Below are 26,918 nucleotides of genomic sequence, written 5' to 3' on the forward strand. Positions count from 1 at the left end.
CAGGGCCCCGGGACGAGGGCCCCGGGACGAGGGCCCCAGGACGAGGGTCCCGGGACGAGGGCCCTGGGACCAGGGTCTCGCCGTTCAGCCCCGCCAGGCCGGGCGGCGCGGGTCGTCCGTGCGCACCAGCACGTCGGCCGTGCCGGCCGGGTCGATCTCCTCGTCGTAGCGCTCGAAGGCGGGGAGGGTCCAGTGGTCGGCCTCGGGGGTGCGGCGGCGCAGGGCGCCCGGTGAGAGGAGGAGATGGACGGTCAGGTCGAAGGGGAACCAGTGCCGAAGGAGGAGGGGGCCGTGCAGCAACAGCACGCCGCCGGGCGGGAGTCGGACGTAAGGGCTGCGGGTGGCGCGGTCGGTGACCGGGTCCCACAGGTCGGGCAGGACACGGCCGTCGCCGCCGGGTTCCAGGGGGCCGAAGACCTCGCGCCACAGGGCTCCGGTGTCGAACCAGCCGTCGTAGTAGGTGTCCACGTCCCGGTGGCCGTGCTCCAGCCGGAGCGAGGCGGGACGCAGAAAGCCCTCCGTACTCACCACCAGGGAGGGCCGGCCGCGCAGCCGCAACGCCTCGTGGACCCGGTCGGCGAGGTCCCCGGGCCGGGCCGCCGGGGCGCCGTCGATGGCGACGCGCGGCCAGGCGCCGCCGTCGCCCGGCTTCAGGTCCAGCAGCCGCTCGGCCAGCAGATCGCCGAGCCGGTCCCAGGTGATCGGTTCGAGTCGCACACCGCCCATGATGCGGCAGCGCGCGGTCGGCGGGCCCGGGTGGGCATCGCCCGGGTGGGCAACGCCCGGTCGGCCGCGCCATCGCGCTCCGCGCGCAGACGGGCGGGGAGCCGGGGGGAGGGGGGTGCGGGCGCAGGCCGCGGATAGACACCGGAGGGGCGAGGGCATGAACCGGATATGGCCGTACCCGCAACTCCCCCGGCCGGTGCGGGGCTTCTCGCCGTCCAGCCGCTCAGGCGCAAGCGGTGTGCCGCGTGCCGGCGCGGGCCGCTGCCGATGCTCGTCCTGGAGGACGGGGTGCCGCGCTGTCTGGACTGCGCCGACCTCGGGCATCTGGTGTTCCTGCCGCGCGGCGACACGGCGCTGACCCGCCGGGCACGGGAGGAGAGCGGGCTGTCGGTGGTGGTCGTACGGTTCAACCGGCGCAAGGGGCGCTACGAGCGGCAGGGCGTCCTGGTCGAGGCGGCGGGGCTCGCCCAAGCCGAGCGGCGCTGTCTGGCGGACGCGGAGGCGCGGCGCCGCCGGCGCATGCGGGACGCGCGGCGGCGTACGGAGCAGGACGCGCGGTTCACCGAGGCGTTCGCCACCGCGATACGGCGGCTCTTCCCCGGATGTCCGGCGGAGCGGGCGCGGGAGATCGCCGCCCACGCCTCGGTGCGGGGCAGCGGGCGGGTGGGCCGCAGCGCGGCGGGACGGGCCCTGTCCGAGGGTGCGGTGACCTCGGCGGTCGTGGCCTCCGTACGGCATGTGGACACGCCGTACGACCGGCTCCTCATGAGCGGGGTGCCCCGGCACGAGGCGCGGCAGCGGATCGCGGCGGCCGTGGAGACGGTGCTGCGGGCGTGGCGGGAGGCGGAGACCGAGTCTGCCAGGTGACGCGACGGGGCGGGGCGGGGCGGAGGGGAGGGCGGGGAGGGGGCGGGGGGGCGGGGAGGGGGCGGGGGCCCGGCGCGGCATTGGACACCGGCTCAGGCAGGGAGGTACGGCCCCCCGGTCGATCGCTCATGGACACGTGGGCCGGCCGATCGCTCACGGACCCGTGGCTGGACGTTCGCTTATGCGCGTGCGGCGTTCGGGCATGGTCGCGGGCGGCCGGGGCGGGATTGACTGGCCGGGACGGCGGAGGCGGCACCACGCGGCCGATGGTCGGAGAGGGGAGACGAGGGCGACATGATCGACGGTCCGTACTTCCTGCTGGTGGTGCTGGGGGTGCTCGGGACCGGCCTGGTGGCCGGTGTCTTCTGCGCGTTCTCCACGTTCGTGATGCGCGGGCTGGCCGCGTTGCCGCCCGCGCAGGGTGCCGCCGCGATGCGGGCGGTGAACGTGGCGGCCGTGCGGCCGGCCTTCATGGCCGTCTTCCTCGGCTCGGCGGTGCTGTGCGCGGTGACAGCGGTCGTGACGTTCGTCGTGTGGCCGGACGAGGGGGCGGTGGAGCTGCTGCTGGGCAGCGGGTCGTATCTGGTCGGCTCGTTCGGGGTCACCGTGGTGGCGAACGTGCCGCGCAACGACGCGTTGGCGCGGCTGGAACCGGGTACGGCGGAGGCCGCCGCGTACTGGTCGTCGTACGTGCGGGAGTGGACGGCGTGGAACCACGTGCGCACCGTCGCCTCGGCCGCCGCCGCGCTCGCCTACGTCCTCGCGCTGACCTGACTGACGCACCGCGACGGCCCGACGGCCCGACGGCCCCACAGCCCGACGGTTCGACGGTTCGACGGCCCGACATTCCGAGTCCCTGCGGGGGCGGCAAAGGGGACGTATCGTGTCCGTGTCCGAAAAGTGCCGGCGAGGACGCACGGCCGCCGCACGCGTGCGCGAGGACGTACGCCGGGAAGCTGGGGAGCCGGCCATGGCCGATCCCAAGGGATTCATGACCACGCCCCGCGAGGAGTGGCCCCGCCGACCCGTCGGGGAACGGGTGCGGGACTGGCACGAGGTGTACGTTCCGGGAGCGCTGCTGCCCATCATCGGCGAGCAGGCGGACCGGTGCATGGACTGCGGTGTCCCGTTCTGCCACCACGCCTGTCCGCTGGGGAACCTGATCCCGGAGTGGAACGACCTGGTCGCGCGGGCCGACTGGCGCTCGGCGGCGGACCGGCTGCACGCGACGAACAACTTCCCCGAGTTCACCGGCCGGTTGTGTCCGGCGCCGTGCGAGGCGGGGTGTGTGCTCGCGATCAACCAGCCGGCCGTGACCATCAAGAACGTGGAGTGCGCGATCGCGGACCGTGCCTGGGAGGAGGGGTGGGCGCCGCCGTGCCCGCCGGACCGGCTGTCCGGGCGGACGGTGGCGGTCATCGGCTCGGGCCCCACCGGCCTGGCCGCCGCCCAGCAGCTGACCCGGGCGGGGCACACGGTCGCGGTGTACGAGAAGGACGACCGGCTCGGCGGCCTGATGCGGTACGGCATCCCCGAGTTCAAGATGGAGAAGCACCATCTGGAGCGGCGGCTGGAGCAGATGCGGGCCGAGGGGACGAGGTTCCGCACCTCGACGGCGGTCGGGCGGGACGTCGACGCGGCCGGGCTGCGGGCCCGCTACGACGCGGTGGTGATCGCCACCGGGGCCACGGCGTGGCGGGAGCTGCCGGTGCCGGGGCGGGAGCTGGCCGGGGTGCACCAGGCGATGGAGTACCTGCCGCTGGCCAACCGGGTGTGCGCGGGCGATCTGGAGACGTCCCCGCTGTCCGCCGCCGGGAAGCACGTGGTGATCGTCGGCGGCGGGGACACGGGGGCCGACTGTCTGGGCACCGCCGTGCGGGACGGTGCCGCGTCCGTGACCCAGCTGGACATCTACGCGCAGCCGGGCACCGAGCGGGACGAGGACACCGAGCCCTGGCCCACGTACCGCGCGTCTACCGGCTGTCCGCCGCGCACGAGGAGGCGGCGGCGCTGCGGACGGCGCCGGCGGCCGACGCCGACGCCCGGCTGTTCGCCGCGTCGACGCTGCGCCTGACGGGCGACGCGGACGGGCGGGTGCGCGCGCTGCACTTGGTCGAGGTGGACGAGCGGCGCCGCCCGCTGCCGGGGACCGTCCGGACGCTCCCCGCCGACCTGGTGCTGCTCGCGCTCGGCTTCTCGGGGCCGGACCGGGAGGACGGGATCGTCGATCAGCTGGGCCTGGCCCTCGACCCCCGCGGCACCATCGCGCGCGACGAGGGCTTCGCGACCAATGTGCCCGGCGTGTTCGCGGCCGGTGACGCCGCCCGGGGACAGTCGCTGATCGTGTGGGCGATCGCGGAGGGACGGGCGGTGGCCGCGGCCGTCGACCGCCACCTGACGGGCAGCACCCGGCTGCCGGCACCCATCGGACCGTACGACCGGCCGATGGACGTGTAGCGGGCGGGCAGCCCCGGATCCGGCGTCCGGAGTCCGACGCCTGGGGCGGGCGTCCGGGTGGCGGCCGCCTGGCTCCGGCGTCTGACCCGGCGTCTGACCCGGCGTCCGGCCCGGCGTCTGCATCCGGCCCCCGGTCCCGGCGCCTGCATCCGGCGCCCGGCCCCGGCGTCGGCGTCGGACTTCGGCGCCCGGCCCGGGTGCCTGCATCCGGCGTCCGGCCCCGCGCCCGGCCCCGGCGCCTGGCCCCGGCTCCTGGGCAGCGCGCCACGGGGCTGGGGCGGCCGCCGGGACCAGCGTCCGCGGAGCCGCCCGGCTCAGCGGCGGCCGCGTTCGTCCGTGCCCGCCGTCTTGGCCGTGGCCAGGGCGATCCGGTTCCAGGTGTTGATGGTGAGGACGAGCGCGATGACCTGGGCGAGTTCCTCCTCGTCGAAGTGGGCGGCGGCCTCCGCGTAGACCTCGTCGGGGACGCCGTGGTCGGCGACGAGGGTGACGGCCTCCGTCAAAGCCAGGGCGGCCTGCTCGCGCTCGGTGAAGAAGTGCCGGGCCTCGCGCCACACGGCGACCATGTGCAGCCGTTCCTCGCTCTCGCCGGCCCGGCGCGCGTCGCCGGTGTGCATGTGGAGGCAGTACGCGCAGTGGTTGAGGTGGGAGGCGCGGATCTGGATCAGTTCGACCAGAGCCGGATCGAGCCCCGCGCGGGCGGCGGCGTCGAAGCCGACGAGGGCGCGGAAGGCCTTCGGGGCGGACCGCGCGAAGTCCAGGCGGGGGCGCTTCTCGGGCAGGGGCCGGGGGGCCGGGAGGGTCGGGGCGCCGGTGGGGTTCGTCCGTGTCGCGTTCGTCGTCATGGCTTCACGCTACGGTCCGCAAAGACCGGCTGTAGGGTGCATTTCCATGGCTGATTCGTGGGTCAATCAGGCGGAGCGGATCGGTGCCGACCTGCACCTGGAGCTGTCGGGACCGGGCGGGCGGCGGGCCGCGCTCATCCGCGCGCTGCGCGAGGCCGTGCGCAGCGGCCGGCTCGCGCCGGGCACCCGGCTGCCGCCCTACCGTTCGCTCGCCGCCGACCTCGGCGTGGCGCGGAACACGGTGGCCGACGCGTACGCGGAACTCGTCGCCGAGGGCTGGCTGACCGCCCGTCAGGGGTCCGGCACGCGGGTCGCCGAACGCGCCGAACCCCTCAACCGCACCGCGAACCGCGGTACGCACCGCGCTGCGAACCGCACCGCGAGGAACGGCACCGCGAGCAACGGCACCGCGAACCGCGCCGCGCGCGTGCCCCGAAAAGCACCTCCACGCGCGCGTGGGCCCCGACACGACCTGCGCCAGGGCACCCCGGACGCGTCGGCGTTCCCCCGCGCGGCCTGGCTGGCCTCCTACCGCAGGGCCCTGCAGCAGGCGCCCAACGAGGTGTTCGGGCCCGGCGATCCGGCGGGGCGCCGGGAGCTGCGCGAGGCGCTGACGGAGTACCTGGCACGGGCACGCGGGGTACGCACCGAGCCGGACCGGATCGTGATCTGCTCGGGTTTCGCTCACGCGCTGCGGCTGCTGTTCCACCCGAACGGCCACAGCGGGGCCCCGTCCGTCCTCCGCGGCCCGCTGGCCGTCGAGTCGTACGGGCTCGGCTTCCACCGCGGCCTGCTGTCCGCCGGAGGCGTCCGCACGGTCCCGTTGCCCCTCGATGAGGACGGCGCCCGGGTCGATCTGCTGGCGGGCGAGCGGGCCGTTCTGCTCACGCCCGCGCACCAGTTCCCGACCGGCGGCCCGCTGCACCCCACCCGCCGGGCCGCCGTGGTCGACTGGGCACGCGCGCGTGGAGGCGTGGTCCTGGAGGACGACTACGACGGGGAGTTCCGCTACGACCGCAAGCCCGTCGGCGCGGTGCAGGGCCTGGACCCGGAGCGGGTGATCTACCTCGGCTCGGTCAGCAAGAGCCTGTCGCCGGCGGTGCGGCTGGGCTGGCTGGTGCTGCCGGAGCGGTACGTCGAGGGGGTCCTCGCGGCCAAGGGCGAGCGGGAGGGCTGGGCGAGCGTGCTCGACCAGCTGAGCCTCGCCGACTTCCTCGCCTGCGGGTCGTACGACCGTCATGTGCGCCGGATGCGGCAGCGGTACCGCGGCCGTCGGGACCGGCTCGTCGCCGCGCTCGCCGAGCGGGCCCCGCACATCGAGGTCACCGGTGTCGCGGCGGGGCTCCACGCGGTGCTGCGGCTGCCGCCGGACACCGAGCCGTCCGCCGTCAAGGCCGCCGCGTGGCAGGGCATCGCCCTCGACGGCCTGGCCGCGTTCCGCCACCCGGAGGCCCCGATGGACGCGCCGGACGGTCTGGTCGTGGGGTACGCGACGCCGTCGGAGCACGCGTACGGCGCGGCGCTGGACGCGCTGTGCGGGGTGCTGCCGCCGCCTTGACGCGACGGGGGCGGAGGCGCGGGAGGGGCGTCCAGGCGCCCTCTCCGGCACAGGACGTGCACGGCGGCCCTCCCCCGCCCGCGCTCACGCCCGCACCCGCGCCCGTCTCCTAGGGCTTGCGCCCCACCGCCCCGTACCCCGGGATCACCCCGTCCTCCTCCCCCGCAACCGGCTCACCCAGTTCCGGTCGCCACTCGTTGACCACGGCGACGCCGGGCTCGACGAGGTCGAGGCCGTCGAAGAAGCGGGTGAACTCCGCGCGGGAGCGCAGCGCCAGCGTCACCCCCGCCGCCTTGAGCTTGGCGGTCGCCGCGGCCGACTCCTCCGGGGTGAAGTCGGCGGTGGCATGGGTGATCACCAGGTGGCTGCCGGAGGGCAGTTCGGCCAGCAGGCGCCGCACCAGGTCGTGCGCGCCGTCCTCGTCGGGGACGAAGTGCAGCAGCGCGACCAGGCAGAGCGCCACCGGCCGGCCGAAGTCCAGGACCTTCCTGGCGCCTTCCAGGATGGCGTCCGGATCGCGCACGTCCGCCTGGAGGTACTCGGTGGCACCCTCCGGGGTACCGCGCAGCAGGGCCGCCGCGTGGGCGAGCACGATCGGGTCGTTGTCGCAGTAGACGACCCGGCTGTCGGGTGCGATGCCCTGGGCGATCTGATGGAGGTTCGGCTCGGTCGGGATGCCGGAGCCGACGTCCAGGAACTGCCGTACGCCCTGCCCGACGAGCCAGCGGGTGGCCCGGTGCATGAACGCGCGGTTGACGCGCGCCATCACCGGCACGCGCGGATCGAGGGCCAGCATCTGCCGGCCCATCTCCTCGTCGACGGGGTAGTTGTCCTTGCCGCCGAGATACCAGTCGTACATCCGCGCGGGATGCGGCTTGGCGGTGTCGATCCGGATGGCACCGGCAGGGTCCTGCCCGGTCATACGGCACTCCGTAAGCGTCCGGCGGCGCACCGGGCGCCGCACTGAGTATTCAAGTTCTCGTACCGGTCCGTGAAGGCGAGCCGAGCAGAGACGTCACGCAGAGACAGACAGAAAACAGATAGAAATAGACAGAGACAGAGACAGAGACGCAAGACAGAAGCTGAAAAGCAATCAGGCCACCGGGGCCGGCTCACGACAGCAGGAAGTCCGCCACCCCCGCCTTGGCCCCCTCGATGAACGCCGTCATCTCGTCGGTGGTGTAGATCAGCGCCGGCCCGTCGGGGTCGGTGGACTGCCGGACGGCGATCCGGCCGTCGGCGAGCTTCATCGCCTCCAGGCAGTTGCCCCCGTTGCCACCGCTCCACGGCTTGTGCCAGCCCTCGCTGCCCAGCTCCCGCGCGGGCATGCCGTTGTAGATCCGCTCCGCGCGGACTCTCGGCTGGGGTTGGGACGTGATGCGATCCATTACAGCTCCTTGCGGAGATCCCGCAGGATCTCCTTCGTGCGTTGTGCCGTGGCGGCCTGCGCCGCCATGCGGTCCATGACCTCCAGGTGGGTCGCCACCTCGGCGCGCGCGTCGAGGTAGACGGCGCCGGTCAGGTACTCGCTGTAGACCATGTCCGGAAGTTCGGGCATGGCGAATCGGAACAGCACGAACGGCCCGTAGGTGCCGGGATGCGGCCCCGTGGAGAACGGGATGACCTGCAACGTCACATGGGGCAGCTTCGTGGCCTCGAGCAGCTTGTCGATCTGCGCGCGCATCACCTCCGGGCCGCCGACCGGGCGGCGCAGGGCCGTCTCGTCCATCACCATCCACAGGCGCGGGGCGTCGGGACGGGTGAGCAGTTCCTGGCGTTGCATGCGCAGGGCGACATGCCGCTCGATGTCCTCCGGCCGGGTCTGGCCGACGGCTCCGGAGGTCAGGACCCCGCGCGCGTAGTCCTCGGTCTGGAGCAGGCCGGGGACGAAGTGCGGTTCGTAGCTGCGGATGAGGCTGGCGGCGCCCTCCAGGCTGACGTACATCGAGAACCAGCCGGGCAGGATGTCGTGGAACCGCTGCCACCAGCCGGGCTGGTTGGCCTCCTCGACGAGCCGCACGAAGGACTCGGCCTCGTCCTCGGGGACGCCGTAGGCCTTCAGGAGCAGCTGGACGTACGGGATCTTGAGGGCGACCTCGGCTGTCTCCATGCGGCGGACCGTGGCGGGCGCGACGTGGAGGACGCGAGCGGCGTCCTCACGCTTGAGCCCGGCGCGCTCCCGCAGGTCCAGCAGGCGCCGGCCGAGGACGACCTGGCCCACCGTCGGTGCGGACCGCGGCTCGCTCACGCTCCACCTCCAGTCAAGGGTTTCCGGACAGCCCGGCGGCGCCATTCGAAGACCCGTGCGAGGGTCCGTCCCGGCCGGCTCGACTGGCCGGTCGAAACCCACCTCAAACGGCCGAAAACAGCCGGAATCAGGTGGGCGGACCCTCGGCGATCCCAAGTGGCGCCGCGCGACGTGCTGTTGCGAGCAGTGTGCCATGACCGTTCAGAGAGTCATACGGCACTCTGCAATTTTCAGAGTGACGCTTGCCAAGTGTCCGCGCCGGGGAGATAGTGGCAAGCGTGATTCCGTCCGCGCCCTTAGGAACAGACTCCGCCGCAGGCCGGCCTCTCGGCCTCGGTGGCGATGGCGATGTCCCCGTTCGACCAGCCGGGTCGAGAGCGGGCGAGGAAGCCGTTCCCTCCCAGGGCGCCGCCGAGCGCCGGTTCCGCTTCGAACTGGCCGCACATCCGGGCTCCGCCGCGCAGGCCAGACGCCTCACCCGGGCCCGGCTGACCCACTGGTCGGTCTGCGAGGACACCTGCGACTCGGCCGCCTTGGTGGTGTCCGAGCTGGTCACCAACGCCATAGTGCACACCGCGAGCGACGTCGTCGTCTGCGAGCTGCACGACGGCGACGACCTGGTGCGCATAGCCGTGCGCGACCAGGGGTGCGCACCGGGTGAACCCTGCCCCTCCCCGCAGCGGGCCGACGAGGAGCACGGGAGGGGACTGTTTCTCGTCGACGCGCTCAGCCATGCCTGGGGCGCCCAGGAACACGGTCCCGGTCTGCTCGTCTGGGCCGAGCTGCCCCGCCAGGCACAGGCCCCGCGCGCGGACCTGGGCTGGGGCGCCCCTCCCAAGCCGGGCCGTACGGACGGCGGCCCCGGCGAGGAGGAGGAGACGGAGGCGCAGGATCTGCTGCCGTCCGAGGGACGCGGCCGCGGCCGTACCCCGGCCGCTCCGGAGCGCACACGTGCGCGCCACACGCCATACCGGCGAACGGGGGACCCGGGAGTCCCCCCGTTCGGACGCGGCCACGCCTGGGGGGGCGTGTGACACCCGCGTCCGGCGGCGGGCGGGTGCGCAGCCTGGACACGCTGGTCCGCCTCCGGCGCGACCTGCACACGCCGGGCTCGCCCCGCCCGCTGTCCGTCCCGGACGGCATGACCGCCCCGCTGGGCTGCGACGCCGTCGCGATGCCCGCCCGCTTCGGGCCACAGGTCCTGCCCCGGCTGCCCCGCGTGGGATGCGTCTACGCCGACGACACCCACTGGTGGTGGCTCGTCCCGTCGGACTCCGACTACGCCCTGGAGTGGCCCGCGCCCGCGCGGTACACGGTCGACGCGATCACCTCCGACGCACCGCGCCTGATCCACCGACCGGACGGCGAGCTTCCGTACACCCCGCCGATCCCGCTCTACCTCGCCCTGTGCCAGCTCACGGGCACCACGCCGACGTGGTCGCAGGTGGTCAGCGCGTAGCACGACAGCACCGGCTTCGGCAGGCACCGCGGGGACTCACGATCCCCTTCGGCCGACCGAGCGACTTCGCCGCGCCAGGGGGCCGAGGGCTCACGCGCGGTCACCCGGTGACGGGCTCGCCGCACTTCGCGCGGTCACCCGGCAGCACAGTCACCGCACCCGGCGCGGTCACCCGGCAGTGCAGTCACCGCACCCCGCGCGGTCACGCTGCCACCTCCGCAGGGACGGGCTCGCGGACGATCACCAGAAACGTATCCGTCGAGAGGTCCATGACGACCTCCGCCGGCATGCCCTCCAGACGTCGCGCGTGTGCGAACTCCTCGGCCGGCCACGATCCACGCGGACCGCCGGCGGGAAAGCGCTCGAGCACCATTCGCCCGTTCACCCTGCACCTCCAGAAAGCGTCGTACCTGTATGAGTTAACGCCTGGCGACAGATAAACGCCTCGTTCGGTGACGGGACTGAGACCTAGTTGACACTCGTTCACGGCAGTGCGTGAGGCAAGTCTCGGCAAACGGGTGGTTTCGGCTACTCGGCGTGTCTCTCCCCGCACTGGTCGTGATACCGGACTGCCTCATCGCCCACAGGCGCCCCGAAGGCCGACGCACGCCCCTTCGGTTCCTCCCACGCTTCCTGCCGGCCGGGGGCACCTTCGCCATCGGCAGCCCGCTCCGCTGCGCGTCGAGCGCCTCCCGCGCGCGTGAGTGCCTTCTCCACTCATCGCGCGGGCAGGAGATTTCTCCGGTCGGGGCCGCGCCGGGGGGTCGTCGTGCGTCGCTCACCGCCGCGGGCCGTACGTCGTCTCGCGCCGGGTGTCGTACGTACGTTCCCGTCAGGTGTCGTACCGCTGGACCCGTCGACCGTGCCCGCGGTCGAGGAGCGTGGGCAGCCGCTCCCCCAACTCCCGTACGACGGAGGCCACGTCCAGGGTCAGCAGCTCGCGGTCGCGCATCAGGACGCGGCCGTCGACGATCGTGGTGCGCACGTCGGAGGAGCGGGCGCTGTGCACCAGGGTCGCGGCGAGGTCGTGGACGGGCTGGGTGTGCGGGCCGGTCAGATCGGCGAGGACGATGTCCGCGCGGTGTCCCGGCGCGAGGGAACCGACGACGCCGTCGAGACCGACCGCGCGGGCGCTCTGGAGCGTGGCGTGGTGCAGGGCCTGACGGGAGGTCAGCCAGCGCGGGTCGCCCTCGGCGGACTTCTGGACGAGGGCGGTGAGCGCCATGGACTCCCACACGTCGAGGGAGTTGTTGGAGGCGGCGCCGTCCGTGGCGAGCCCCACGGGAACGCCGGCCGCGCGCAGGGCCCGTACCGGCGTGGTGGTGGGCCAGGCGAATTTCAGGTACCCGCGCGGTGCGGTGGCGACGGCGACCCGCCCGGCGGCCCGTTCCAGGACGGGCAGGTCGCGTTCGATGATGCCGGTGCCGTGCGCGATCAGCACCTCGACGGGCGCGGCGGGCACGGCGGGCACGGCGGGCGCGGCGGGCGCGTGGGGCAGGTCCGGCGGGTGGGGCGCGTCCGGCGCGTGGAGCGCGTCCGGCGCGTGGAGCGCGTCCGGCGCGTGGAGCGTTGGGGGCGCGTGGGACGCCTCCGGCGGCTGGGGCACGTGGCGCGCGTCGGGCGCGTCGCGCGCGTCGGCGCCGAGGAGGCCGGTGCGCTCCAGGACCTCGATCGGGGTGACGCCGTGCCGGGTGAGGCTTGCCTCGGTCTGGTCGCGGTTCTCGGCGGCGTGCAGGTGCACCGGCAGTCCGTGCTCGCGGGCCAGCCGGGCGGTGCGGGCGAGGTCGGCGTCGTCGACCGTGTAGGGGGCGTGCGGGGCGAGGGCGGTGGTGATCCGGCCGCCGGCGCCGCCCCGGTGCCGTAGCGCGAACTCCAGCGAGTCCTCCCGGCCCCGCGGTCCCTGGGACGAGAAGAAGACCTGGCCCAACTGGGCGCGCAGGCCGCACTCCGCGACGACGGCGGCGACCGTGTCCATGCGGAAGTAGTGGTCCGCGAAGCAGGTCACCCCGCCCCGGATCATCTCCGCGCAGGCCAGCCGGGCGCCGAGTTCGACGTCCCGCGCGGTGAGGTTGGACTCGACGGGCCAGACGACGTCGTTGAACCACTCCTCGGTGGGCAGATCCTCGGCGACGCCGCGCAGCGCGGCCATCGGCGCGTGCGTGTGGCAGTTGATCAGTCCGGGCAGCGCGACCTGCCCGCGCGCGTCGATGCGCTCGGCGGCCGGCACCCCGGTGACCTGCGCGGTGCCGGTGACGGCAGTGATGACGCCGTCGCGCACGACGATCGCGGTGTCGTCGCGGAACGCGATCCGCTCGTGGTCGGCCCGGCCTTCGACATGCACAAGTGCGGTGCATCCCGTGATGATGAGGTCGGCGGGAGAAGTCGTCATCACGCCAACGTACGGCGGGGTGGTACCGCGACGTGAGCCGGATCGCGCATCCGGTTCCGGTCCCTGTCGTGGGGCGGCCCGGGCAGCCACCCTGGCCTCACCACAACCCGCCACCCGGCTCTGCGAAAGGAGCCCGGCATGCTCGTGGGCACCTGGAATCTGGAGAACCTCTACCGGCCCGGCGGGCTGTTCGGCCCGCGCGACCAGACCGCGTACGAGGCCAAGCTCGCCTCCCTCGCCGCCGTGATCACCGAGCTGGACCCGGACCTGCTCGGGGTGCAGGAGATCGGCGAGCCGGTCGCGCTGGCCGACCTGGTCGGCATGCTGGACGGCGAGTGGCACACCGCGGTCTCCACCCATCCCGACAGCCGGGGCATACGCGTCGGCTTCCTCAGCCGTACGCCCCTGCGCCTGCTGGCCGACACGACGGCCTTCCCGGACATGCTGCGTCCCGTGCAGACGGACGACACGGGGCAGACCACCGAGGCGGCCGGGCGGGGCCTGCTGGCCGTGGAGACGGAGGGCGTGTGCGCCGCGGTCGCGCACCTGAAGTCCAAGCTGCTGTCGTACCCGGTGAACCGTTTCCACCCGCACGACGAGGGCGAACGCGCCCGCTACGGCGTCTACGCGCTGCACCGCCGGGCCTGCGAGGCGGCGGCGCTGCGCGCCCTGGCCGACACGCTGCTGGCGGGCGACGGCCGGGAACGGGACGTGGTGGTGCTGGGCGACCTGAACGACGAGGTGCAGGCCGGGACCACCCAGCTCTTGCTCGGGCCGCCCGGTTCGGAGATCGGCACGCCCGGGTTCGACCGGGCCGACCGGGGAGACGCGGCCCGGCTGTGGAACGTGGCCCCGCTCATTCCGGCCGGACAGTGCTACTCGCGGATCAACTCCGGACGCCCGGAACTGATCGACCACGTCCTCGTCAGCCACCGCTTGGCCCGCCGGATCGCGGTCGCGGGCACCGGACTGCCCGCCGAGACCGCTCCCCGGCTGCCCTCGGTGAGCGAGGACCCGGCCGGCCGCCGGGACGCTGCGGGCTCGGACCACGCGCCGGTGTGGGTGCGGGTCGACTAGGGTCACCGACCGGTCGGCCCCGAGCCGTCCGTCGGCTCCCGTCCGACGGCTGTCCGGCTTTCCGACCAGTTGCCCGGGTCTCCCGGCCAGCCGTCCGGGTCTCCCGGCCAGCCGTCCGGGTCTCCCGGCCAGCCGTCCGGCTTTCCCGGCTATCCGGCGAGAGGCAGGGCGGCCGCGCGGAGCCGGCCGCGCTGGCCACAGAGGCCGTCCAGAACCCCGAGGCCGTCGGCTGTCTCCAGGTCGCCGAGGAGCCGGTCGAGCCGGTGGACGTGGAGCGGGGTGAGCCGTCCGGTGTCGTCCAGGTGCACGGCGCAGGCGGTCACGGTGTCGACGAACCGTTCCAGCAGGGCCGCCACCCGGTCCGCGCCCTCGGTGTGCCGGGCGAGGGCGGGCAGTTCGGCGGAGGCCACGGCGATGGCCGTACGGGCCTCGGCGAGGGCGCGATAGGCCTCGCGGCGCAGCACCCACCGCGCGGGCCGGTCGGCGGAGCCGGTCAGGACGTGGGTGAGGTAGGCGTGCGCGGCCCCGCCGGCCGCCGCGAGCCGGGCACGTACCCCGCCGCCGCGCTCCCCCGGCATCGGCAGATGCCCGACGATCAGGACGATCGCGCAGGCCAGCAGGGTCTCGGCGATCCGGCTCGCGGAGGCCTGCGGTTCGCCGCCGAGCATCACCAGGGCGAGCACGAGCACGGTAACGACGGCGGTCTGCGCGGCGAAGTGCCGGGTGGCGACCGGGATCAGCGCCCCGCTGACCGTGACGACCGCGACCAGCCCGGCGGGCTGGGGCAGCACCCCGGCGAGTCCGGCGAACAGCAGTGCCCCGAGGACGGTCCCCGCGGCCCGGCACAGCACCCGTGAGGCGAGCGGCCCCAGGTCGGGCTTGACGAGGAACACGGCGGTGGCGGGCAGCCAGTACCAGTGGACGTGGTGGAACGCCTGCGCCACGGCCGCGGCGGCCCCGAAGGACAGGGCTACCCGCGTCCCGTACTCCCGGCCGCCCGTCCCGAACGCCACGCGCAGCAGCTGCCGCGCGGTGCGCCGACGGCGGTGCGGGGCGTCGCCGTCGCCCCGGTCGAAGGCCTCGGCGGCCCGCAGCAGCGCGTCGTCCAGGGCCCGCAGGGCGGGCGCGGAGCGCGAGGGGGCGGGCAGCGGTCCCGTGTGCGTGGCGCGGCGGACGGCGGCGGCGAGCCGCCGGGGCGCCTCGGCGGCCCGCGCGGAGACCGGTTCCGCGGCCCAGGCGAGCGCGGTGGCGGCCTCGGCGAGGGGGAGCGCGGCGGCGTACTGCGCGTGCAGCCGCCGCTCGGCGCCCGACCCGGCGTACCGCCGCAGCCGGGGTCCGGCGAGGGCGTCCTGGGCGTGGTCGAGGGCGGCGGTGAGCGCGGCGCGCCGGGCGGTGGCCCGCGGTCCGCCCACGGCCTCCAGCAGATCGGCGACGGCGTCGTACACCCCCGCGATGGCGCTGCGCTCCCCGTCGAAGCGGTAGTCCCCGGCGAACGCGCCCGGCGACGGCAGCACCAGCCGCAGCACCAGCAGCCACCCGGCCCCGCCGAGGAACACGAGCCCCCGCACCCATCCCGGTTCGGGCAGCGGCATCCCGGCGCCCACGGCGCAGGCGACGAGCACCTGCGTGCCGGCCGCCGACGCCACGGGCCCCACGGCACTGACACACCCCGCGAGCAGCCCCAGCAAAGCCATCACCACCGTCAGCGTGACCGCCCCGCCGAACTCCCCCGCGTACGTCCCGGCCACCATCCCGGCCGCCCCGGCCAGCGCCGGCACCCCGAGCCGCTTCACGGCGGCCCGCCTGCTCCCGGGCCGGTCGTTGATCCCCGCGAGCATCGCCGCGATGGCCGCCACCACCCCGGCGGACCCCCGCCCCACCACCAGCGCCCCCGCCACCAACGGCCCCGCCGCCAGCGCCCCCCGCCCCACCGCACCCCACACCACGGGCCCCCGCTGAGCCCGCAACGCGTGGGCGAGCCAGGCGGGCAGCGCGACCGCCGGCCGCCGGAACGGGCGGAATACACGGGAAGGGCGGAACAGGCGGAACAGACGAGACAACAGGGCTCCTGCCGAGACGAGGGCGGGATGTGCCTTCGGGCGACGGTGGCCGGGCGGTGAGTGTGCTGCCCACGGTAGGGGCCGTTGTTGGAGGGGGTGGGACGGGCGTGTTTCGGGGGTGTGACGGTCGGGTGGGTGACGGACTCTGCGAGGCGGATCCGCGCCTCATGCGCTCGTGGCCCGAGCCTCCTGCACGCGCGCGTCGAAGAGTGCTGCCGCCCTTCCGACCGCCTCGATCATGGCGTCCGCGTTCGCCGCTCCCAGCGACGCGATGATGTGGTCCACCTCTCGCAATCCCGCTCGCTCCAGCAGACGTTTCTCGTTGGTCACCCACTCGCCCGCGGCCGCGAGTACGGCGTGGGCCGTCTGGGTCGCGGCGACGGCGAGGGCGCCGGCCAGTTCGGTGTGGCGGGTGGCGGGGGCGTGGTTGGCCTCGGCGTAGGCGAGGGTGGCGCGGGCGAGGCCGTGCCAGCGGTCGGTGGCGGCGCGGCGGAGCCGGTCGGGGTAGCGCGCGGGGCGGGGCGGGGTGCCGCGCAGGGGCTGGTTGACGGCGAGTTCGGCGACGATCAGGTAGCTGGGGATGCCGGCGAGGTGGAAGAGGAGCGGTTCGATGTGGAACCGGCCCTGCTCGGCCTCCGCCATCTCGTGTTCCACCACGTCGAGGTCCCGGTAGTGGACGTCCACGCGCCGGCCGTCCACGGTCAGCCAGCCGCCGCCGTTGAACACGCCCCCGCCCCAGCCGCCGATCTCGGACACCTCGCCCTCCCAGCCCAGCGCGCGCAGGTCGGCGGGGTCGAAGGGGCCCCGGTAGTAGATGCCGACGTCCCAGTCGCTGTCGGCGCGGTGGGTGCCCTGCGCGCGGGAGCCGCCGAGGGAGACGGCCTGGACGGTGGGGAGGGCGGCGAGGTGGTCGGCGAGGAAGTCGAGGAAGGCGGCGTCGGTGAGGGCGGGCATGGGCGGCTCCGGGCGGTCGTCATACGTCGTGCGTACCTGGTGCGGCGGCCTGGCTGCTGTCGGGCTGGGGCCTGCGGCCGCACCGAAGGGACAGCGAGGGGGGCAGGTTACGCGCGGGGATGCGGTTTCGCACCGGATTTCGGGGGTCCGCCCTGTCTTTCCTCTGCCTCAGTCCCCGCATGTCGGGTCGGGGGCCCCCGCACGACGGTCAGCAGCCCGTACCGCTCGCCGGACTCGATTGTCAGTGGGGCGCGTTATCAATGAAGTCGTACGTCACGCAGGGTGATGACGACAGGGGGAACAGTGATGATGACGACGCCGCCGCCGCAGGACACGCCTCGGGACGGCGAACCGCAGCGCGCCGGACGGGCCCGGCAGGTCCGGGAAGCGCGGCGGCCCCAGCCGGGGCGGCAGACCCGGACGCATCTGTCCATGGCCGGGCTGCGGGCGCGCGGTTGGACCGCCGCCCTGGTCCGCAGGCTCCTCGGTGAGCCCGATCTGCTGCGCCCCCACCCGCTGTTCCGAACGGCCCGGCAGATCCGCCTGTATCGCGTCGAGCGCGTCGAAGCCGCCGAGCGCGGCGACGAGTTCCGGGCCATCGCTGCCGCCGCGGCCCGGCGCACCGCCGAGGCGCGGACGACGGCGCTGCGCAGGCGGCGAACGCGTCGTCGCCCCGGCACGGCGGGCCTCGGCAAGGACGACGCCCGGCGGCGCCGCTGCGCGGGCCGAATTCGGGTGCGGGCGCGTCCCGACGCCTGGATGATCGACTGATCACCCGCCGTAAGTCCCGACCGGCTCAGGAGCGCTCGTGATCCAGCGCGTCACCGTCCCCGAACTCTTCCCACCCCCGCGCTATGCGCACGCCTCCGTCGTCGAGGCCGGCGCCAAGCTGGCCTTCCTCGCCGGGTCCGTCCCGCTCGATGCCGAGGGGAAGCTCGTCGGCGAGGGCGACCCGGTCCGGCAGGCACGGCAGGTGATGGCCAATCTGGAGCGTCAACTGGCGGCCGTGGGAAGTGATCTGACGCATGTCGTGGCGACCGACGTGTACGTGGTGAGCGACGAACCGTCGGTCCTCTCCCGCGTGTGGGACGTGGTGGAGGCGTCCGGGCTGAGCACCGGACCGCACTCGTCGACCCTGATCGGCGTGGCCTGCCTCGGCTACACCGGTCAGCTGGTGGAGATCACCGCCACCGCCGTCGTCCCGGAGCACACGGACACCCGGGCACCGGCAGAGGCACGGGTCTCCGGCGAGGCACAGGTCTCCGGTGAGGCGCGGGTCTCCGGTGAGGCGCGGGTCTCCGGGGAGATACGGCCGTGACGCCGGCCGTCGTTCTGCGCCGGGCCGCCCCGGCCGACGCCCGCCCCGCCGCCGACGTATGGCTGCGGTCCTTCACCGCCGCGCTGCCGGGTGTCGTGCGGGCGCACTCCGACGACGAGGTCCGCGACTGGTTCCGGGCGGTCGTGGTGCCCCGGCAGGAGACCTGGGTGGCCGAGACCGCGGACGGGACCGGACTCGTCGGGGTCATGGTGCTCGACGAGGCGGAGCTGTCCCAGCTCTACCTCGCCCCCGACTGGCGCGGCCACGGTCTCGGTGACCGGTTCGTCGCCCTCGCCAAGGAGCGCCGGCCGCGCGGCCTGGACCTGTGGACCTTCCAGGTCAACACACCCGCCCACCGCTTCTACGAGCGTCACGGTTTCGTCGCCGTCGAGTGGACGGACGGCAGCGGGAACGAGGAGCGGGAGCCGGACGTGCGGTATGTCTGGCGCCCTGATCAGGCGTATCAGGCGCGTACGGAACGGGCGTCCTCGGATGAGGCGTGACCTTGCCTCTGCCGTCGGCCTCTGTCGCCGGAGACCCTGGTGCTGGGCACCCTGGAACCGGGCGCCCTAGTGCCGGACACCCCGGTGCCGGGCGTACACGTCCGTCGCCTCGACCAGCAGATCCGCGATGCCGGGCGCGCCCGCGCTGTGCCCGGCCTCGTCCACGATCCGCAGTTCGCTGCCGGGCCAGGCCTGGTGCAGGCGCCAGGAGACGCCGAGCAGGTTCCCGAAGTCGAGAGCGCCCTGGACCATGATGCCGGGGATGCCCTTCAGCAGGTGGGCGTCGCGCAGGACGACCCCCTCGTCGTTGCCGTCGCCGAGGAAGTGGTCGTTGCCCCAGTAGTGCGTCACGGTGCGGGCGAAGCCCATGCGGAACACCGGGTCCTCGTAGCGTTCCACCGAGCGCGGCGGGGCGGGGACGATCGCCGTCTCCCAGTCGGTCCAGCCGCGCGCCGCCCGTTCCCGCACGCGCGGGTCCGGGGACTCCAGCAGCCGGTTGTAGGCCGCCGCGAGGTTGCCGTCCCGCTGGTCCTCGGGCACCAGCGCCACGAAGCGTGCGAAGGCCTCCGGGAAGATCTTGCCCAAGCCTCTGGTCATCAGCGCCACTTCGGGATTGGACCCGGTGGCGATCCCGGTGAGCACCAGTTCGGAGACCACTCCGGGGTGTGTCTGCGCGTACCGCAGCCCCAGCACCGAGCCCCACGACCCGCCCCACACCAGCCATCGCTCGATCCCGAGGTGGCGGCGCAGCAGCTCCAGGTCCGCCATCACGTGCGCCGTCGTGTTGACGCTCATGTCGGTCTCGTACGCGCTCGCGTGCGGCGTCGAGCGCCCGCAACCGCGCTGGTCGAGCTGGACGATCCGGTAGGCGGCGGGGTCGAAGAGGCGCCGGAAGGAGGGGAGGCTGCCGGAGCCGGGCCCGCCGTGCAGCACCAGCGCGGGCTTGCCGTGCGGGTTGCCGCTGGTCTCCCAGGAGACGCGGTTGCCGTCACCGACGTCGAGCATGCCGTGGTCGTACGGTTCGGTCTCCGGGTAGAGAGGCATCCGGGCACCGTAACCCCGCGGCACGGGCCGTGTCGCGGCGCTTTCCGTACAGCGGCCCGGAACCCTTTCGGCTACGGCAGTCCGGCCGCGGTCGCCGCCGTGCGCAGCACCTCGCGCAGCATCTCGGGGGTGAGGCGGCCGGTGAAGGTGTTGCGCTGGCTGACGTGGAAGCAGCCGAAGAGATCGAGGCCATCGGGGGCGGCCGGGGCGGCGCGGCCGGTCGAGCCGGCGGTGGCATCGGAAGCGGAGGCGGCGGTGGCAGCGGAGGCAGCGGTGAGGCGGACGTGCGTGCCGTGGGCGAACGCGGGGCGCGGCCTGGGTACCGTCCACCCCGCCTCGGCGAACGCGGGCAGCGCCGCCTGCCAGCCGAAGGCGCCGAGGACGACCACCGACCGCAGCGTCGGGCGCAGCAGCCGCAGCTCCTGGACGAGCCAGGGGCGGCAGGTGTCCCGCTCCCCGGGCGTCGGCTTGTTGGCGGGCGGTGCGCAGTGCACGGGCGCGGTGACGCGCACCCCGTACAGCTCCAGGCCGTCGTCGGGGCGTTCGGAGGTGGGCTGGGAGGCGAGCCCCACGTCGTACAGCGCCCGGTACAGCACGTCCCCCGAGCGGTCACCGGTGAACATCCGGCCGGTGCGGTTGCCGCCGTGCGCCGCCGGCGCGAGCCCGACGATCAGCAGCCGGGCGTCCGCCGGTCCGAAGCCCGGGACGGGGCGCCCCCAGTACGTCCAGTCCGCGAAGGCGGCGCGTTTGGCGCGGGCCACCTCCTCCCGCCAGTCGACCAGCCGCGGGCACGCCGCACAGCCCGCGATCCGCGCGTCCAGGTCGGCCAGGCTGTCCATGGCTCAACGGTACGGGTGACGGCGTTAAGGTCGGGGCATGGCTTCCGAGCGTACGGACAGGAACAGGGGCGACGACCGCCAGGACGACCGTCGGCTGAGCGCCGGCGATGAGGTCCGGCAGGCCGGGGACCCCGCACCCGTGAGCGCCCCGGCCTCCGAGGCCGCCGCACCCGAGGGCTCCCCCGCGCCCGCGAGCCCCGAAAACGCCCCGGATCCCAAGGTCGCCGCTGCGATCGCCGCCGCCGAGGCCGCGGCTCCCCCGAACGGTGAGAACGTGCGGATCGACAGCTGGATCTGGTCGGTACGGCTGGTCAAGACCCGTTCCCTCGGCGCCGCCGCCTGCAAGGGCGGGCATGTCCGGGTGAACGGCGAGCGGGTCAAGCCGGCCCACTCCGTACGGATCGGTGACGAGGTGCGCCTGCGGCAGGAGGGGCGCGAGCGGATCGTCGTGGTCAAGCGTCTGATCCGCAAGCGCGTCGGTGCCCCGGTCGCCGCCCAGTGCTACATCGACAACAGCCCGCCGCCCCCGCCCCGCGAGGCCGTGGCACCGGCCGGCATCCGCGACCGCGGCGCCGGCCGGCCGACCAAGCGCGACCGTCGCGAGCTGGAACGCCTCCGCGGCCTCGGCGGGTTCGGCGGCCTCGGCGGCCGCCCCGGAGGGTGATGACCGGCACGGTCACACCGAGTGCCGCACCGGCCGCAGCCTCCGCAGCAGCTCCGCGGTGTGCCCTCGTCGCGCCCAGGCGACGAGGGTGAGCGGCACCAGCAGGATCAGCGGTGTCGCCGCGTGCTCCCCGTCGAAGACGGTCAGCTGGACGACGAACGCGCCCACCATCAGCCCGCTCAGTGCCAGCGCCGCCACCGACTGAAGCAGGGGGATCAACAGGGCTACGGCTCCAGCGAGTTCCAGCGCGCCGATGCCGTACATCCCCACGTCCCCCCAGCCCATCCGCTCGAACGGCTCTACGGCCGAGGAGTGTGCGACCAGCTTCGGCAGCGCGCTCGCGACGGCGAAGAAGAGGGCCAGCAGCACCTGCACGGCACGCAGGGCGATACGGGCCGCGCGAACGCCGCGCGAGGCCGGCGCGGTGCCGGTGCCGGTGGCGGCTCTGGCGGGGGTGCCGGTGGCGGTGGCGGGGTGGGAAGCGGTGGTCCGGGACATGGAGGTCTCCTGCGGGAAGCGGTTCGTGCTGTCGTCACAGAGACAGACCCCGGCCCGCAGGGAAACTCATCGCCGTAGGGAAACTTATCGCCGTACCGCGAGTCCATCGCCGCACCGCAACTCTCCGCCATGAAGTGCGCGCCCCGTACGCCCGCCCCCCGTACGCCCCCGTCCGCCCCCATCCGCCCACCAGCCACTACCCGACCGCCACCGGCACCGCCCTCACCCACATCCGGTCCTCCGTCAGATACCTGTCCACCCTGAGCCCCACCTCGCCCAGCGCCTCCTCGAACTGTTCCTTCGTCAGCGGCCGCGCCCGGAACGTCTGGGTCCAGGTCGCGTCCGGGAACACGTACTCCGCGCGCACCGAGCGCACCCCCTCCCCGACCGGCTCGGAGGACACGATCCGCACGGTGAACCCGCTGGGGTCGACCCGCTCGCGCGGCAGGTCGGTGTGGAAGTCCTCGCCCTCCCGCTGGATCAGCACACAGCCGTCCTCCGCCACGTGCCGCAGACAGGTCCGGAGCAGCCCGCGCCGTATCTCTTCGTCACCGGCGTGCACGAGGAACGAGGCGAGCACCACCGCGTCGAAGGTCTCGCCAAGGTCCAGGTCCTCGATCGCGCTGAGGACCGTACGCGCCCCGCGGACGTGCTCCAGCATCTCGGGGGACTCGTCCACCGCCGTCGCCCGGAAACCGCGCTCCACCAGCGGATGGGTCATCCGCCCCACCCCGCATCCCAGCTCGATCAGACGCGCGCCCGCCGGTACGGCGGAGGCGATGATGTCCGGCTCCGGCCCGACCGGAAGCCGGGTGTAGAGCTCCACCGCGCAGCCGTCCGGGGTGATCGGCCCCGGCCCCGTCCCCTGATGTCCCGCTCGCATCCTCAGCTCCATACCCGGCCAACGGCCCGGCCCCGCACGTCCGTTCCCCCCTCCCCCCATACCACCCGTTCGAGTGACACCGGGCCGCGCCGCGTGAAGCCCTGCTCACACCGGTCGGAACCGCGCTGGAGCGAGGCGGCACGCCGGAGTACGTTGCAAGGAGGATGGTGGTCCGGATGCGTACGGGCAGTGAGCCGGTGACCGCGCGCAGTGCGCTGCGGGCGCGGTTCTGACTGAGCGTGTGGGGGCTGGTCTGGGCGGTCTTCGGCACGGCCGCGTTCGCCCTGGCCGGGCGGGTCGGCTGGGCGATCGCCTGTGGGGTGCTGTGGCTGGTGGCGACGATCGACATGCTCGTGGTCCTGCGCCACATCCGTCAGGGCCCGCACTATCAGCCCGGCCCGGACGTCCCGCCGTACCGGCCGCCGGAGGGCCCCGGGCGCCGGTAGCGGCCGTACGGCAGCGCTCCCCGCGGTCGTGCGCCGTCACGGCAACCGGGGGAGGAGACCGGCCCTACTCGAAACGGGCCGCCTTCAGGTACTGCGGGTTCGGGTCCAGCGCCGCCGCCAGCCGGAAGTGGCGCTTGGCCTGGTCGGGACGGCCCTGGCGCTCGTAGGTGCGAGCGAGCGCGAAGTGCGCGAACGCGTTGTCCGGCTCGCGCTCCAGCACGATGGTGAACTCCAGCTCCGCCGGACGCAGTTGCGCGGCGGCGAAGAAGGCGCGGGCGCGCAGCAGCCGGGCGGCGGTGTTCTCGGGGTGGGCGGCGATGACTCCGTCGAGCAGCTTCACCGCGCCGCGCGGGTCCCGCGCGGCGAGCAACTGCTCGGCGGCACGGAAGTCGATGACGTGCGTCTCCGGTGACGGTGAACGTCCGGTCGAACCGCTGGTCTCGGGCACGGCACATTCCTTCCCTTGCTGCACCCGTTCAACGCCGTGGCACGACGCCGCTATTCCCGCGGCGCCACCACCCCAGGGCACATCCAGAGCACCCCCAGGGCAAACCACCCCACCGCTACTCCCCGCCCGCTTCCTTCGGCGCGCGGGCCCGGCGCACCAGCTCCGCCCACACCTCCCTCACCCGCCGCTCCAGCTCCTCCAGCGGTACGTCGTTGTCGATCACGATGTCCGCGATCTCCCGGCGCTTCTCCCGGCCGGCCTGCGCGGCCATCCGCGCGCGGGCGTCCTCCTCAGTCATGCCGCGCAGCCGGACGAGCCGGTCGAGCTGGGTCTCCGGGGCGGCGTCGACGACGATCACGACGTCGTACAGCGGTGCCAGGCCGTTCTCGGTGAGCAGCGGTACGTCGTGCACGACGACGGCGTCCTCCGCCGCCGCGGCCTGCAGCTCCTCGGAGCGGGCCCGGACGAGGGGGTGCACGATCGAGTTGAGCACGGCGAGCTTCTCGGGGTCCGCGAAGACGATCGCGCCCAGCCTGGGCCGGTCGAGGCCGCCGTCCGGAGCCAGTACGTCCGTCCCGAAGGCCTCGACGACCGCGGCGAGGCCGGGAGTCCCGGGCGCCACGACCTCGCGCGCGATGCGGTCGGCGTCGATCAGCACGGCACCGCACTCCACCAGCAGTCGCGACACCTCGCTCTTGCCGGCCCCGATCCCGCCGGTCAGCCCCACAGTCAGCATGAGCGGAAGCTTAGGCCCTGCCGGTGACCACGCACGGGCGGGGGCGGAAACCTCCGCCGATCCCCCGATCCCCCGATCCCCCGGTCACCCGGTCACCCGGTCACCCGCCCAGCCCTCCCACGCTCCGGCCCCGCCCACGCGGGAGCACGCGCCGCCTCAGCCGTCCCCCTCCCGCTCCGCGAGGAACCGCTCGAACTCCCGCCCGATCTCGTCCGCCGAGGGGATCTCCACGGGCTCGGCGAGCATGTTGCCGCGCGTCTCCGCGCCGGCGACCGCGTCGTACTGGTGCTCAAGGCCCTGGACGAGGGCGGTCAGTTCCTCGTCGCCCTCCCGGATCTGCCGCTCGATCTCGGTCTGCGTGCGGTACGCGTCCGTGCGCAGGGAGTGCGCGATGGCCGGCAGGACCAGCCCGGTGGCCGCGGTGATGGCCTCCAGGACGGTCAGCGCCGCGTCGGGGTAGGGCGAGCGGGCGATGTAGTGCGGGACGTGCGCGGCGACGCCGAGGACGTCGTGACCGGCCTCCATGAGGCGGTACTCGACCAGCGACTCGGCGCTGCCGGGCACCTGCGCCTCCTCGAAGGGGCTGCGGTGGCCGGGCACCAGGTCGGCCCGGTTGCCGTGCGGGGTCAGGCCCACCGGGCGGGTGTGCGGGACGCCCATCGGGATGCCGTGGAAGTTCACGGCGAGGCGTACGCCCAGCCGTTCCACGATCTGCTCGACGGCCGCCGCGAAGCGCTCCCACTCCACGTCCGGCTCCGGTCCCGACAGCAGCAGGAAGGGCGCCCCGGTGGCGTCCTGGACGATCCGGACGGCGAGCGTGGGCTCCTCGTACCCGGCCCAGCGGTCGCGCCGGAAGGTGAGCAGCGGGCGGCGGGCTCGGTAGTCCACGAGCCGGTCGTGGTCGAAGCGGGCGACGACCTGGTGCGGCAGCGAGTCGAGGAGCCGGTCGACGATCAGGTCGCCGGTCTCGCCCGCGTCGATGTATCCGTCGAAGTGGTAGAGCATGACAAGACCGGCCGATTCCTGGGCGAGCGCCATGTCGACGACGGCCAGGCCCTTCGGCTCCCACGTGTACAAACCCTGTGGATCTAGCACAGTGACCGCTCCTCCTCGTGTTCGTACGGAACAACGTGGTGAGGGACATGGGCATTCCCCTCCGTACGAGTCGAGCGGCAATTGCCCGTCAACTGCCCCGCGCGGTGGCCTCATTGGGACGCCGGGGACGGTCGCGGCCGCGGGGCGGACGCGCGCGACGGCCGCGTCGCGGGACGGTCGCGTCGCGACGGCCGCGTCGCGGGACGGTTCCCGGACGCACCGAGGGCCCGCACCCCGGATGGGATGCGGGCCCTCGGCCCGTTATCGGCCGGCCCTCAGGGAGCCGTGCTCAGCGGGCTGCGCTCAGCTCTGGCCGCCGGCCAGCTTCTCGCGCAGCGCGGCCAGCGCCTCGTCCGACGCCAGGGCGCCGGAGTTGTCGCCGCCCTCGGAGGAGTACGAACCGCCGGTCGCGGCCGGAGCGGCGGCCTCGCCACCCTCGGCAGCGGCCTGGGCGTCCGCCTCGCGGGACTTGATGACCTGCTGCTGGTGCTGCTCGAAGCGGGCCTGCGCCTCGGCGTACTGGCGCTCCCACTCCTCGCGCTGCTTCTCGTAGCCCGGCAGCCAGTCGTTGGTCTCCGGGTCGAAGCCCTCGGGGTAGATGTAGTTGCCCTGGTCGTCGTAGGACGCGGCCATGCCGTACAGGGTCGGGTCGAACTCGACCGCCGTCGGGTCGGCACCGAAGGACTCGTTGGCCTGCTTCAGCGAGAGGCTGATGCGACGGCGCTCGAGGTCGATGTCGATGACCTTGACGAAGATCTCGTCGTTGACCTGGACGACCTGCTCCGGGATCTCCACGTGGCGCTCGGCCAGCTCGGAGATGTGGACCAGACCCTCGATGCCCTCGTCCACGCGGACGAACGCACCGAACGGAACCAGCTTCGTGACCTTGCCGGGCACGACCTGGCCGATCTGGTGGGTGCGGGCGAACTGCTGCCACGGGTCTTCCTGGGTCGCCTTCAGCGACAGGGAGACGCGCTCGCGGTCCATGTCGACGTCGAGGACCTCGACGGTGACCTCCTGGCCCACCTCGACGACCTCGGACGGGTGGTCGATGTGCTTCCAGGACAGCTCGGAGACGTGGACCAGACCGTCGACGCCACCCAGGTCCACGAAGGCACCGAAGTTGACGATCGAGGAGACGACGCCGGACCGCACCTGCCCCTTCTGGAGGGTGGTGAGGAAGGTCTGGCGGACCTCGGACTGGGTCTGCTCCAGCCAGGCACGGCGGGACAGGACCACGTTGTTGCGGTTCTTGTCCAGCTCGATGATCTTGGCCTCGAGCTCCTTGCCCACGTAGGGCTGGAGGTCGCGGACGCGGCGCATCTCGACCAGGGAGGCCGGGAGGAAGCCACGGAGGCCGATGTCGAGGATGAGACCACCCTTGACGACCTCGATGACGGTACCGGTGACGATCCCGTCCTCTTCCTTGATCTTCTCGATGGTGCCCCAGGCACGCTCGTACTGGGCGCGCTTCTTCGAGAGGATCAGGCGGCCTTCCTTGTCCTCCTTCTGGAGGACGAGGGCCTCGATCTCGTCACCGACGGCGACGACCTCGTTGGGGTCGACGTCGTGCTTGATCGAGAGCTCGCGGCTCGGGATCACGCCTTCGGTCTTGTAACCGATGTCGAGCAGGACCTCGTCCCGGTCGACCTTCACGATGACGCCGTCGACGATGTCGCCGTCGTTGAAGTACTTGATCGTCTCGTCGATCGCTGCGAGGAAGGCTTCCTCGTTACCGATGTCGTTGACCGCTACCTGCGGGGTGGTGGCGGTGGTCTCGGTGCTGCTCGTCATGTGGGAAAGG

At 73.8% G+C, this 26,918-nt stretch carries 28 protein-coding genes and 1 pseudogene; 12 read left to right on the forward strand and 17 right to left on the reverse strand.

Features of this window, described 5'->3' with window-relative positions; translation table 11 throughout:
* Positions 1-84: 84 nt before the first annotated feature.
* The gene (locus AB0K92_RS25505) at positions 85-726 is read right to left on the reverse strand and encodes a uridine kinase (protein ID WP_365926479.1); all 642 of its coding nucleotides are present in this window, start codon (positions 724-726) and stop codon (positions 85-87) included.
* Positions 727-894: 168 nt separating this feature from the next.
* Here AB0K92_RS25505 and AB0K92_RS25510 point away from each other — a divergent pair, with 168 nt between their 5' ends.
* From AB0K92_RS25510 to AB0K92_RS25520, 3 genes and pseudogenes are all read left to right on the forward strand, one after another.
* The gene (locus AB0K92_RS25510; RefSeq protein WP_365926481.1) at positions 895-1,593 is read left to right on the forward strand and encodes a DUF2293 domain-containing protein; all 699 of its coding nucleotides are present in this window, start codon (positions 895-897) and stop codon (positions 1,591-1,593) included.
* A gap of 294 nt (positions 1,594-1,887) precedes the next feature.
* A complete protein-coding gene (locus tag AB0K92_RS25515; protein WP_365926483.1) occupies positions 1,888-2,367 on the forward strand; it encodes an anthrone oxygenase family protein in 480 nt (159 codons plus the stop codon).
* Between the two features lie 196 nt (positions 2,368-2,563).
* A pseudogene (locus AB0K92_RS25520) lies at positions 2,564-4,050 on the forward strand (glutamate synthase subunit beta).
* Between the two features lie 314 nt (positions 4,051-4,364).
* On the opposite strand, the gene AB0K92_RS25525 reads toward AB0K92_RS25520, so the two are convergent.
* Complete coding sequence (locus AB0K92_RS25525; RefSeq protein ID WP_365926485.1) at positions 4,365-4,895, reverse strand: carboxymuconolactone decarboxylase family protein; 531 nt, start codon at positions 4,893-4,895, stop codon at positions 4,365-4,367.
* 46 nt (positions 4,896-4,941) lie between these two features.
* On the opposite strand from AB0K92_RS25525, the gene AB0K92_RS25530 reads away from it, so the two are divergent.
* Complete coding sequence (locus tag AB0K92_RS25530; RefSeq protein WP_365926487.1) at positions 4,942-6,453, forward strand: PLP-dependent aminotransferase family protein; 1,512 nt, start codon at positions 4,942-4,944, stop codon at positions 6,451-6,453.
* Between the two features lie 109 nt (positions 6,454-6,562).
* Here the strand turns inward: AB0K92_RS25530 and AB0K92_RS25535 are convergent, their stop codons facing one another.
* The 3 genes from AB0K92_RS25535 to AB0K92_RS25545 form a co-directional block, all read right to left on the reverse strand.
* Positions 6,563-7,375 (reverse strand): SAM-dependent methyltransferase, encoded by an 813-nt coding sequence (locus tag AB0K92_RS25535; protein ID WP_365926489.1) that lies wholly within the window; start codon positions 7,373-7,375, stop codon positions 6,563-6,565.
* A 190-nt stretch (positions 7,376-7,565) separates the two neighbouring features.
* Positions 7,566-7,841 carry a DUF397 domain-containing protein gene (locus AB0K92_RS25540; RefSeq protein WP_043499903.1) on the reverse strand — a complete coding sequence of 92 codons (276 nt, stop codon included), beginning with the start codon at positions 7,839-7,841 and terminating at the stop codon, positions 7,566-7,568.
* Positions 7,841-8,701 (reverse strand): helix-turn-helix transcriptional regulator, encoded by an 861-nt coding sequence (locus AB0K92_RS25545; protein WP_365926491.1) that lies wholly within the window; start codon positions 8,699-8,701, stop codon positions 7,841-7,843. Before AB0K92_RS25545 ends, AB0K92_RS25540 begins: the two co-directional genes overlap by 1 nt.
* Before the next feature lie 269 nt (positions 8,702-8,970).
* On the opposite strand from AB0K92_RS25545, the gene AB0K92_RS25550 reads away from it, so the two are divergent.
* A complete protein-coding gene (locus AB0K92_RS25550) occupies positions 8,971-9,735 on the forward strand; it encodes an ATP-binding protein (RefSeq protein ID WP_365926493.1) in 765 nt (254 codons plus the stop codon).
* Positions 9,732-10,160, forward strand: a complete 429-nt coding sequence (locus AB0K92_RS25555) for a hypothetical protein (RefSeq protein WP_365926495.1) — start codon at positions 9,732-9,734, stop codon at positions 10,158-10,160. Before AB0K92_RS25550 ends, AB0K92_RS25555 begins: the two co-directional genes overlap by 4 nt.
* Positions 10,161-10,362: 202 nt before the next feature.
* Here AB0K92_RS25555 and AB0K92_RS25560 read toward each other — a convergent pair whose 3' ends face one another.
* A complete protein-coding gene (locus tag AB0K92_RS25560) occupies positions 10,363-10,545 on the reverse strand; it encodes a hypothetical protein (RefSeq protein WP_365926497.1) in 183 nt (60 codons plus the stop codon).
* A gap of 447 nt (positions 10,546-10,992) precedes the next feature.
* Positions 10,993-12,549, reverse strand: coding sequence for an amidohydrolase (locus tag AB0K92_RS25565; protein WP_365926499.1), 1,557 nt, complete (start codon positions 12,547-12,549; stop codon positions 10,993-10,995).
* Positions 12,550-12,687: 138 nt separating this feature from the next.
* On the opposite strand from AB0K92_RS25565, the gene AB0K92_RS25570 reads away from it, so the two are divergent.
* Positions 12,688-13,626 (forward strand): endonuclease/exonuclease/phosphatase family protein, encoded by a 939-nt coding sequence (locus tag AB0K92_RS25570; protein WP_365926501.1) that lies wholly within the window; start codon positions 12,688-12,690, stop codon positions 13,624-13,626.
* A gap of 149 nt (positions 13,627-13,775) precedes the next feature.
* On the opposite strand, the gene AB0K92_RS25575 is transcribed toward AB0K92_RS25570, so the two are convergent.
* Positions 13,776-15,677: an FUSC family protein gene (locus tag AB0K92_RS25575; RefSeq protein ID WP_365926537.1), complete on the reverse strand. Its 1,902-nt coding sequence runs from the start codon at positions 15,675-15,677 to the stop codon at positions 13,776-13,778.
* A gap of 174 nt (positions 15,678-15,851) precedes the next feature.
* Positions 15,852-16,640, reverse strand: a complete 789-nt coding sequence (locus AB0K92_RS25580) for a nucleotidyltransferase domain-containing protein (RefSeq protein ID WP_365926503.1) — start codon at positions 16,638-16,640, stop codon at positions 15,852-15,854.
* A gap of 306 nt (positions 16,641-16,946) precedes the next feature.
* On the opposite strand from AB0K92_RS25580, the gene AB0K92_RS25585 reads away from it, so the two are divergent.
* The 3 genes from AB0K92_RS25585 to AB0K92_RS25595 are packed head-to-tail and all read left to right on the forward strand — an operon-like array spanning position 16,947 to position 18,461.
* Positions 16,947-17,411, forward strand: a complete 465-nt coding sequence (locus tag AB0K92_RS25585) for a hypothetical protein (protein ID WP_365926505.1) — start codon at positions 16,947-16,949, stop codon at positions 17,409-17,411.
* A 37-nt stretch (positions 17,412-17,448) separates the two neighbouring features.
* Positions 17,449-17,958 carry a RidA family protein gene (locus tag AB0K92_RS25590; protein WP_365926507.1) on the forward strand — a complete coding sequence of 170 codons (510 nt, stop codon included), beginning with the start codon at positions 17,449-17,451 and terminating at the stop codon, positions 17,956-17,958.
* Positions 17,955-18,461, forward strand: coding sequence for a GNAT family N-acetyltransferase (locus tag AB0K92_RS25595; protein ID WP_365926509.1), 507 nt, complete (start codon positions 17,955-17,957; stop codon positions 18,459-18,461). The genes AB0K92_RS25590 and AB0K92_RS25595 overlap by 4 nt, the downstream gene beginning before the upstream one ends.
* Before the next feature lie 66 nt (positions 18,462-18,527).
* On the opposite strand, the gene pip is transcribed toward AB0K92_RS25595, so the two are convergent.
* Both pip and AB0K92_RS25605 read right to left on the reverse strand, forming a co-directional pair.
* Positions 18,528-19,505, reverse strand: a complete 978-nt coding sequence (gene pip / locus AB0K92_RS25600; protein ID WP_365926511.1) for a prolyl aminopeptidase — start codon at positions 19,503-19,505, stop codon at positions 18,528-18,530.
* Between the two features lie 71 nt (positions 19,506-19,576).
* Positions 19,577-20,344 (reverse strand): uracil-DNA glycosylase, encoded by a 768-nt coding sequence (locus AB0K92_RS25605; protein WP_365926513.1) that lies wholly within the window; start codon positions 20,342-20,344, stop codon positions 19,577-19,579.
* Positions 20,345-20,381: 37 nt separating this feature from the next.
* Here AB0K92_RS25605 and AB0K92_RS25610 point away from each other — a divergent pair, with 37 nt between their 5' ends.
* Complete coding sequence (locus AB0K92_RS25610; RefSeq protein ID WP_365926515.1) at positions 20,382-21,008, forward strand: RNA-binding S4 domain-containing protein; 627 nt, start codon at positions 20,382-20,384, stop codon at positions 21,006-21,008.
* Positions 21,009-21,020: 12 nt separating this feature from the next.
* Here AB0K92_RS25610 and AB0K92_RS25615 read toward each other — a convergent pair whose 3' ends face one another.
* Positions 21,021-21,506 (reverse strand): DoxX family protein, encoded by a 486-nt coding sequence (locus AB0K92_RS25615; protein ID WP_365926517.1) that lies wholly within the window; start codon positions 21,504-21,506, stop codon positions 21,021-21,023.
* Positions 21,507-21,702: 196 nt separating this feature from the next.
* Entirely contained in the window at positions 21,703-22,389 is a 687-nt protein-coding gene (locus tag AB0K92_RS25620) for a class I SAM-dependent methyltransferase (RefSeq protein ID WP_365926519.1), read from the reverse strand.
* 233 nt (positions 22,390-22,622) lie between these two features.
* Here AB0K92_RS25620 and AB0K92_RS25625 point away from each other — a divergent pair, with 233 nt between their 5' ends.
* Entirely contained in the window at positions 22,623-22,835 is a 213-nt protein-coding gene (locus AB0K92_RS25625; protein ID WP_365926539.1) for a DUF6343 family protein, read from the forward strand.
* Between the two features lie 64 nt (positions 22,836-22,899).
* Here AB0K92_RS25625 and AB0K92_RS25630 read toward each other — a convergent pair whose 3' ends face one another.
* The 4 genes from AB0K92_RS25630 to rpsA all read right to left on the reverse strand — a co-directional run bounded on the left by AB0K92_RS25630 (position 22,900) and on the right by rpsA (position 26,908).
* A complete protein-coding gene (locus tag AB0K92_RS25630; protein WP_165997499.1) occupies positions 22,900-23,283 on the reverse strand; it encodes a tetratricopeptide repeat protein in 384 nt (127 codons plus the stop codon).
* Positions 23,284-23,398: 115 nt separating this feature from the next.
* Positions 23,399-24,019 carry a dephospho-CoA kinase gene (gene coaE, locus AB0K92_RS25635; protein ID WP_365926521.1) on the reverse strand — a complete coding sequence of 207 codons (621 nt, stop codon included), beginning with the start codon at positions 24,017-24,019 and terminating at the stop codon, positions 23,399-23,401.
* A 156-nt stretch (positions 24,020-24,175) separates the two neighbouring features.
* Entirely contained in the window at positions 24,176-25,114 is a 939-nt protein-coding gene (locus AB0K92_RS25640) for a PAC2 family protein (RefSeq protein WP_365926523.1), read from the reverse strand.
* A 303-nt stretch (positions 25,115-25,417) separates the two neighbouring features.
* On the reverse strand, positions 25,418-26,908 hold the full coding sequence (gene rpsA, locus AB0K92_RS25645) for a 30S ribosomal protein S1 (RefSeq protein ID WP_165997502.1): 1,491 nt from the start codon (positions 26,906-26,908) through the stop codon (positions 25,418-25,420).
* Positions 26,909-26,918 lie beyond the last annotated feature (10 nt).

The organism is Streptomyces sp. NPDC052687, from assembly GCF_040678395.1.
Classification (GTDB): Bacteria; Actinomycetota; Actinomycetes; order Streptomycetales; family Streptomycetaceae; genus Streptomyces.

Coding starts and splice junctions, on each gene's coding strand:
- AB0K92_RS25505 (WP_365926479.1), bottom strand. CDS start 726: ATGGGCGGTGTGCGACTCGAACCGATCACCTGGGACCGGCTCGGCGAT.
- AB0K92_RS25510 (WP_365926481.1), top strand. CDS start 895: ATGGCCGTACCCGCAACTCCCCCGGCCGGTGCGGGGCTTCTCGCCGTC.
- AB0K92_RS25515 (WP_365926483.1), top strand. CDS start 1,888: ATGATCGACGGTCCGTACTTCCTGCTGGTGGTGCTGGGGGTGCTCGGG.
- AB0K92_RS25525 (WP_365926485.1), bottom strand. CDS start 4,895: ATGACGACGAACGCGACACGGACGAACCCCACCGGCGCCCCGACCCTC.
- AB0K92_RS25530 (WP_365926487.1), top strand. CDS start 4,942: ATGGCTGATTCGTGGGTCAATCAGGCGGAGCGGATCGGTGCCGACCTG.
- AB0K92_RS25535 (WP_365926489.1), bottom strand. CDS start 7,375: ATGACCGGGCAGGACCCTGCCGGTGCCATCCGGATCGACACCGCCAAG.
- AB0K92_RS25540 (WP_043499903.1), bottom strand. CDS start 7,841: ATGGATCGCATCACGTCCCAACCCCAGCCGAGAGTCCGCGCGGAGCGG.
- AB0K92_RS25565 (WP_365926499.1), bottom strand. CDS start 12,549: ATGACGACTTCTCCCGCCGACCTCATCATCACGGGATGCACCGCACTT.
- AB0K92_RS25570 (WP_365926501.1), top strand. CDS start 12,688: ATGCTCGTGGGCACCTGGAATCTGGAGAACCTCTACCGGCCCGGCGGG.
- AB0K92_RS25580 (WP_365926503.1), bottom strand. CDS start 16,640: ATGCCCGCCCTCACCGACGCCGCCTTCCTCGACTTCCTCGCCGACCAC.
- AB0K92_RS25585 (WP_365926505.1), top strand. CDS start 16,947: ATGATGACGACGCCGCCGCCGCAGGACACGCCTCGGGACGGCGAACCG.
- pip (WP_365926511.1), bottom strand. CDS start 19,505: ATGCCTCTCTACCCGGAGACCGAACCGTACGACCACGGCATGCTCGAC.
- AB0K92_RS25605 (WP_365926513.1), bottom strand. CDS start 20,344: ATGGACAGCCTGGCCGACCTGGACGCGCGGATCGCGGGCTGTGCGGCG.
- AB0K92_RS25610 (WP_365926515.1), top strand. CDS start 20,382: ATGGCTTCCGAGCGTACGGACAGGAACAGGGGCGACGACCGCCAGGAC.
- AB0K92_RS25615 (WP_365926517.1), bottom strand. CDS start 21,506: ATGTCCCGGACCACCGCTTCCCACCCCGCCACCGCCACCGGCACCCCC.
- AB0K92_RS25620 (WP_365926519.1), bottom strand. CDS start 22,389: ATGCGAGCGGGACATCAGGGGACGGGGCCGGGGCCGATCACCCCGGAC.
- coaE (WP_365926521.1), bottom strand. CDS start 24,019: ATGCTGACTGTGGGGCTGACCGGCGGGATCGGGGCCGGCAAGAGCGAG.
- rpsA (WP_165997502.1), bottom strand. CDS start 26,908: ATGACGAGCAGCACCGAGACCACCGCCACCACCCCGCAGGTAGCGGTC.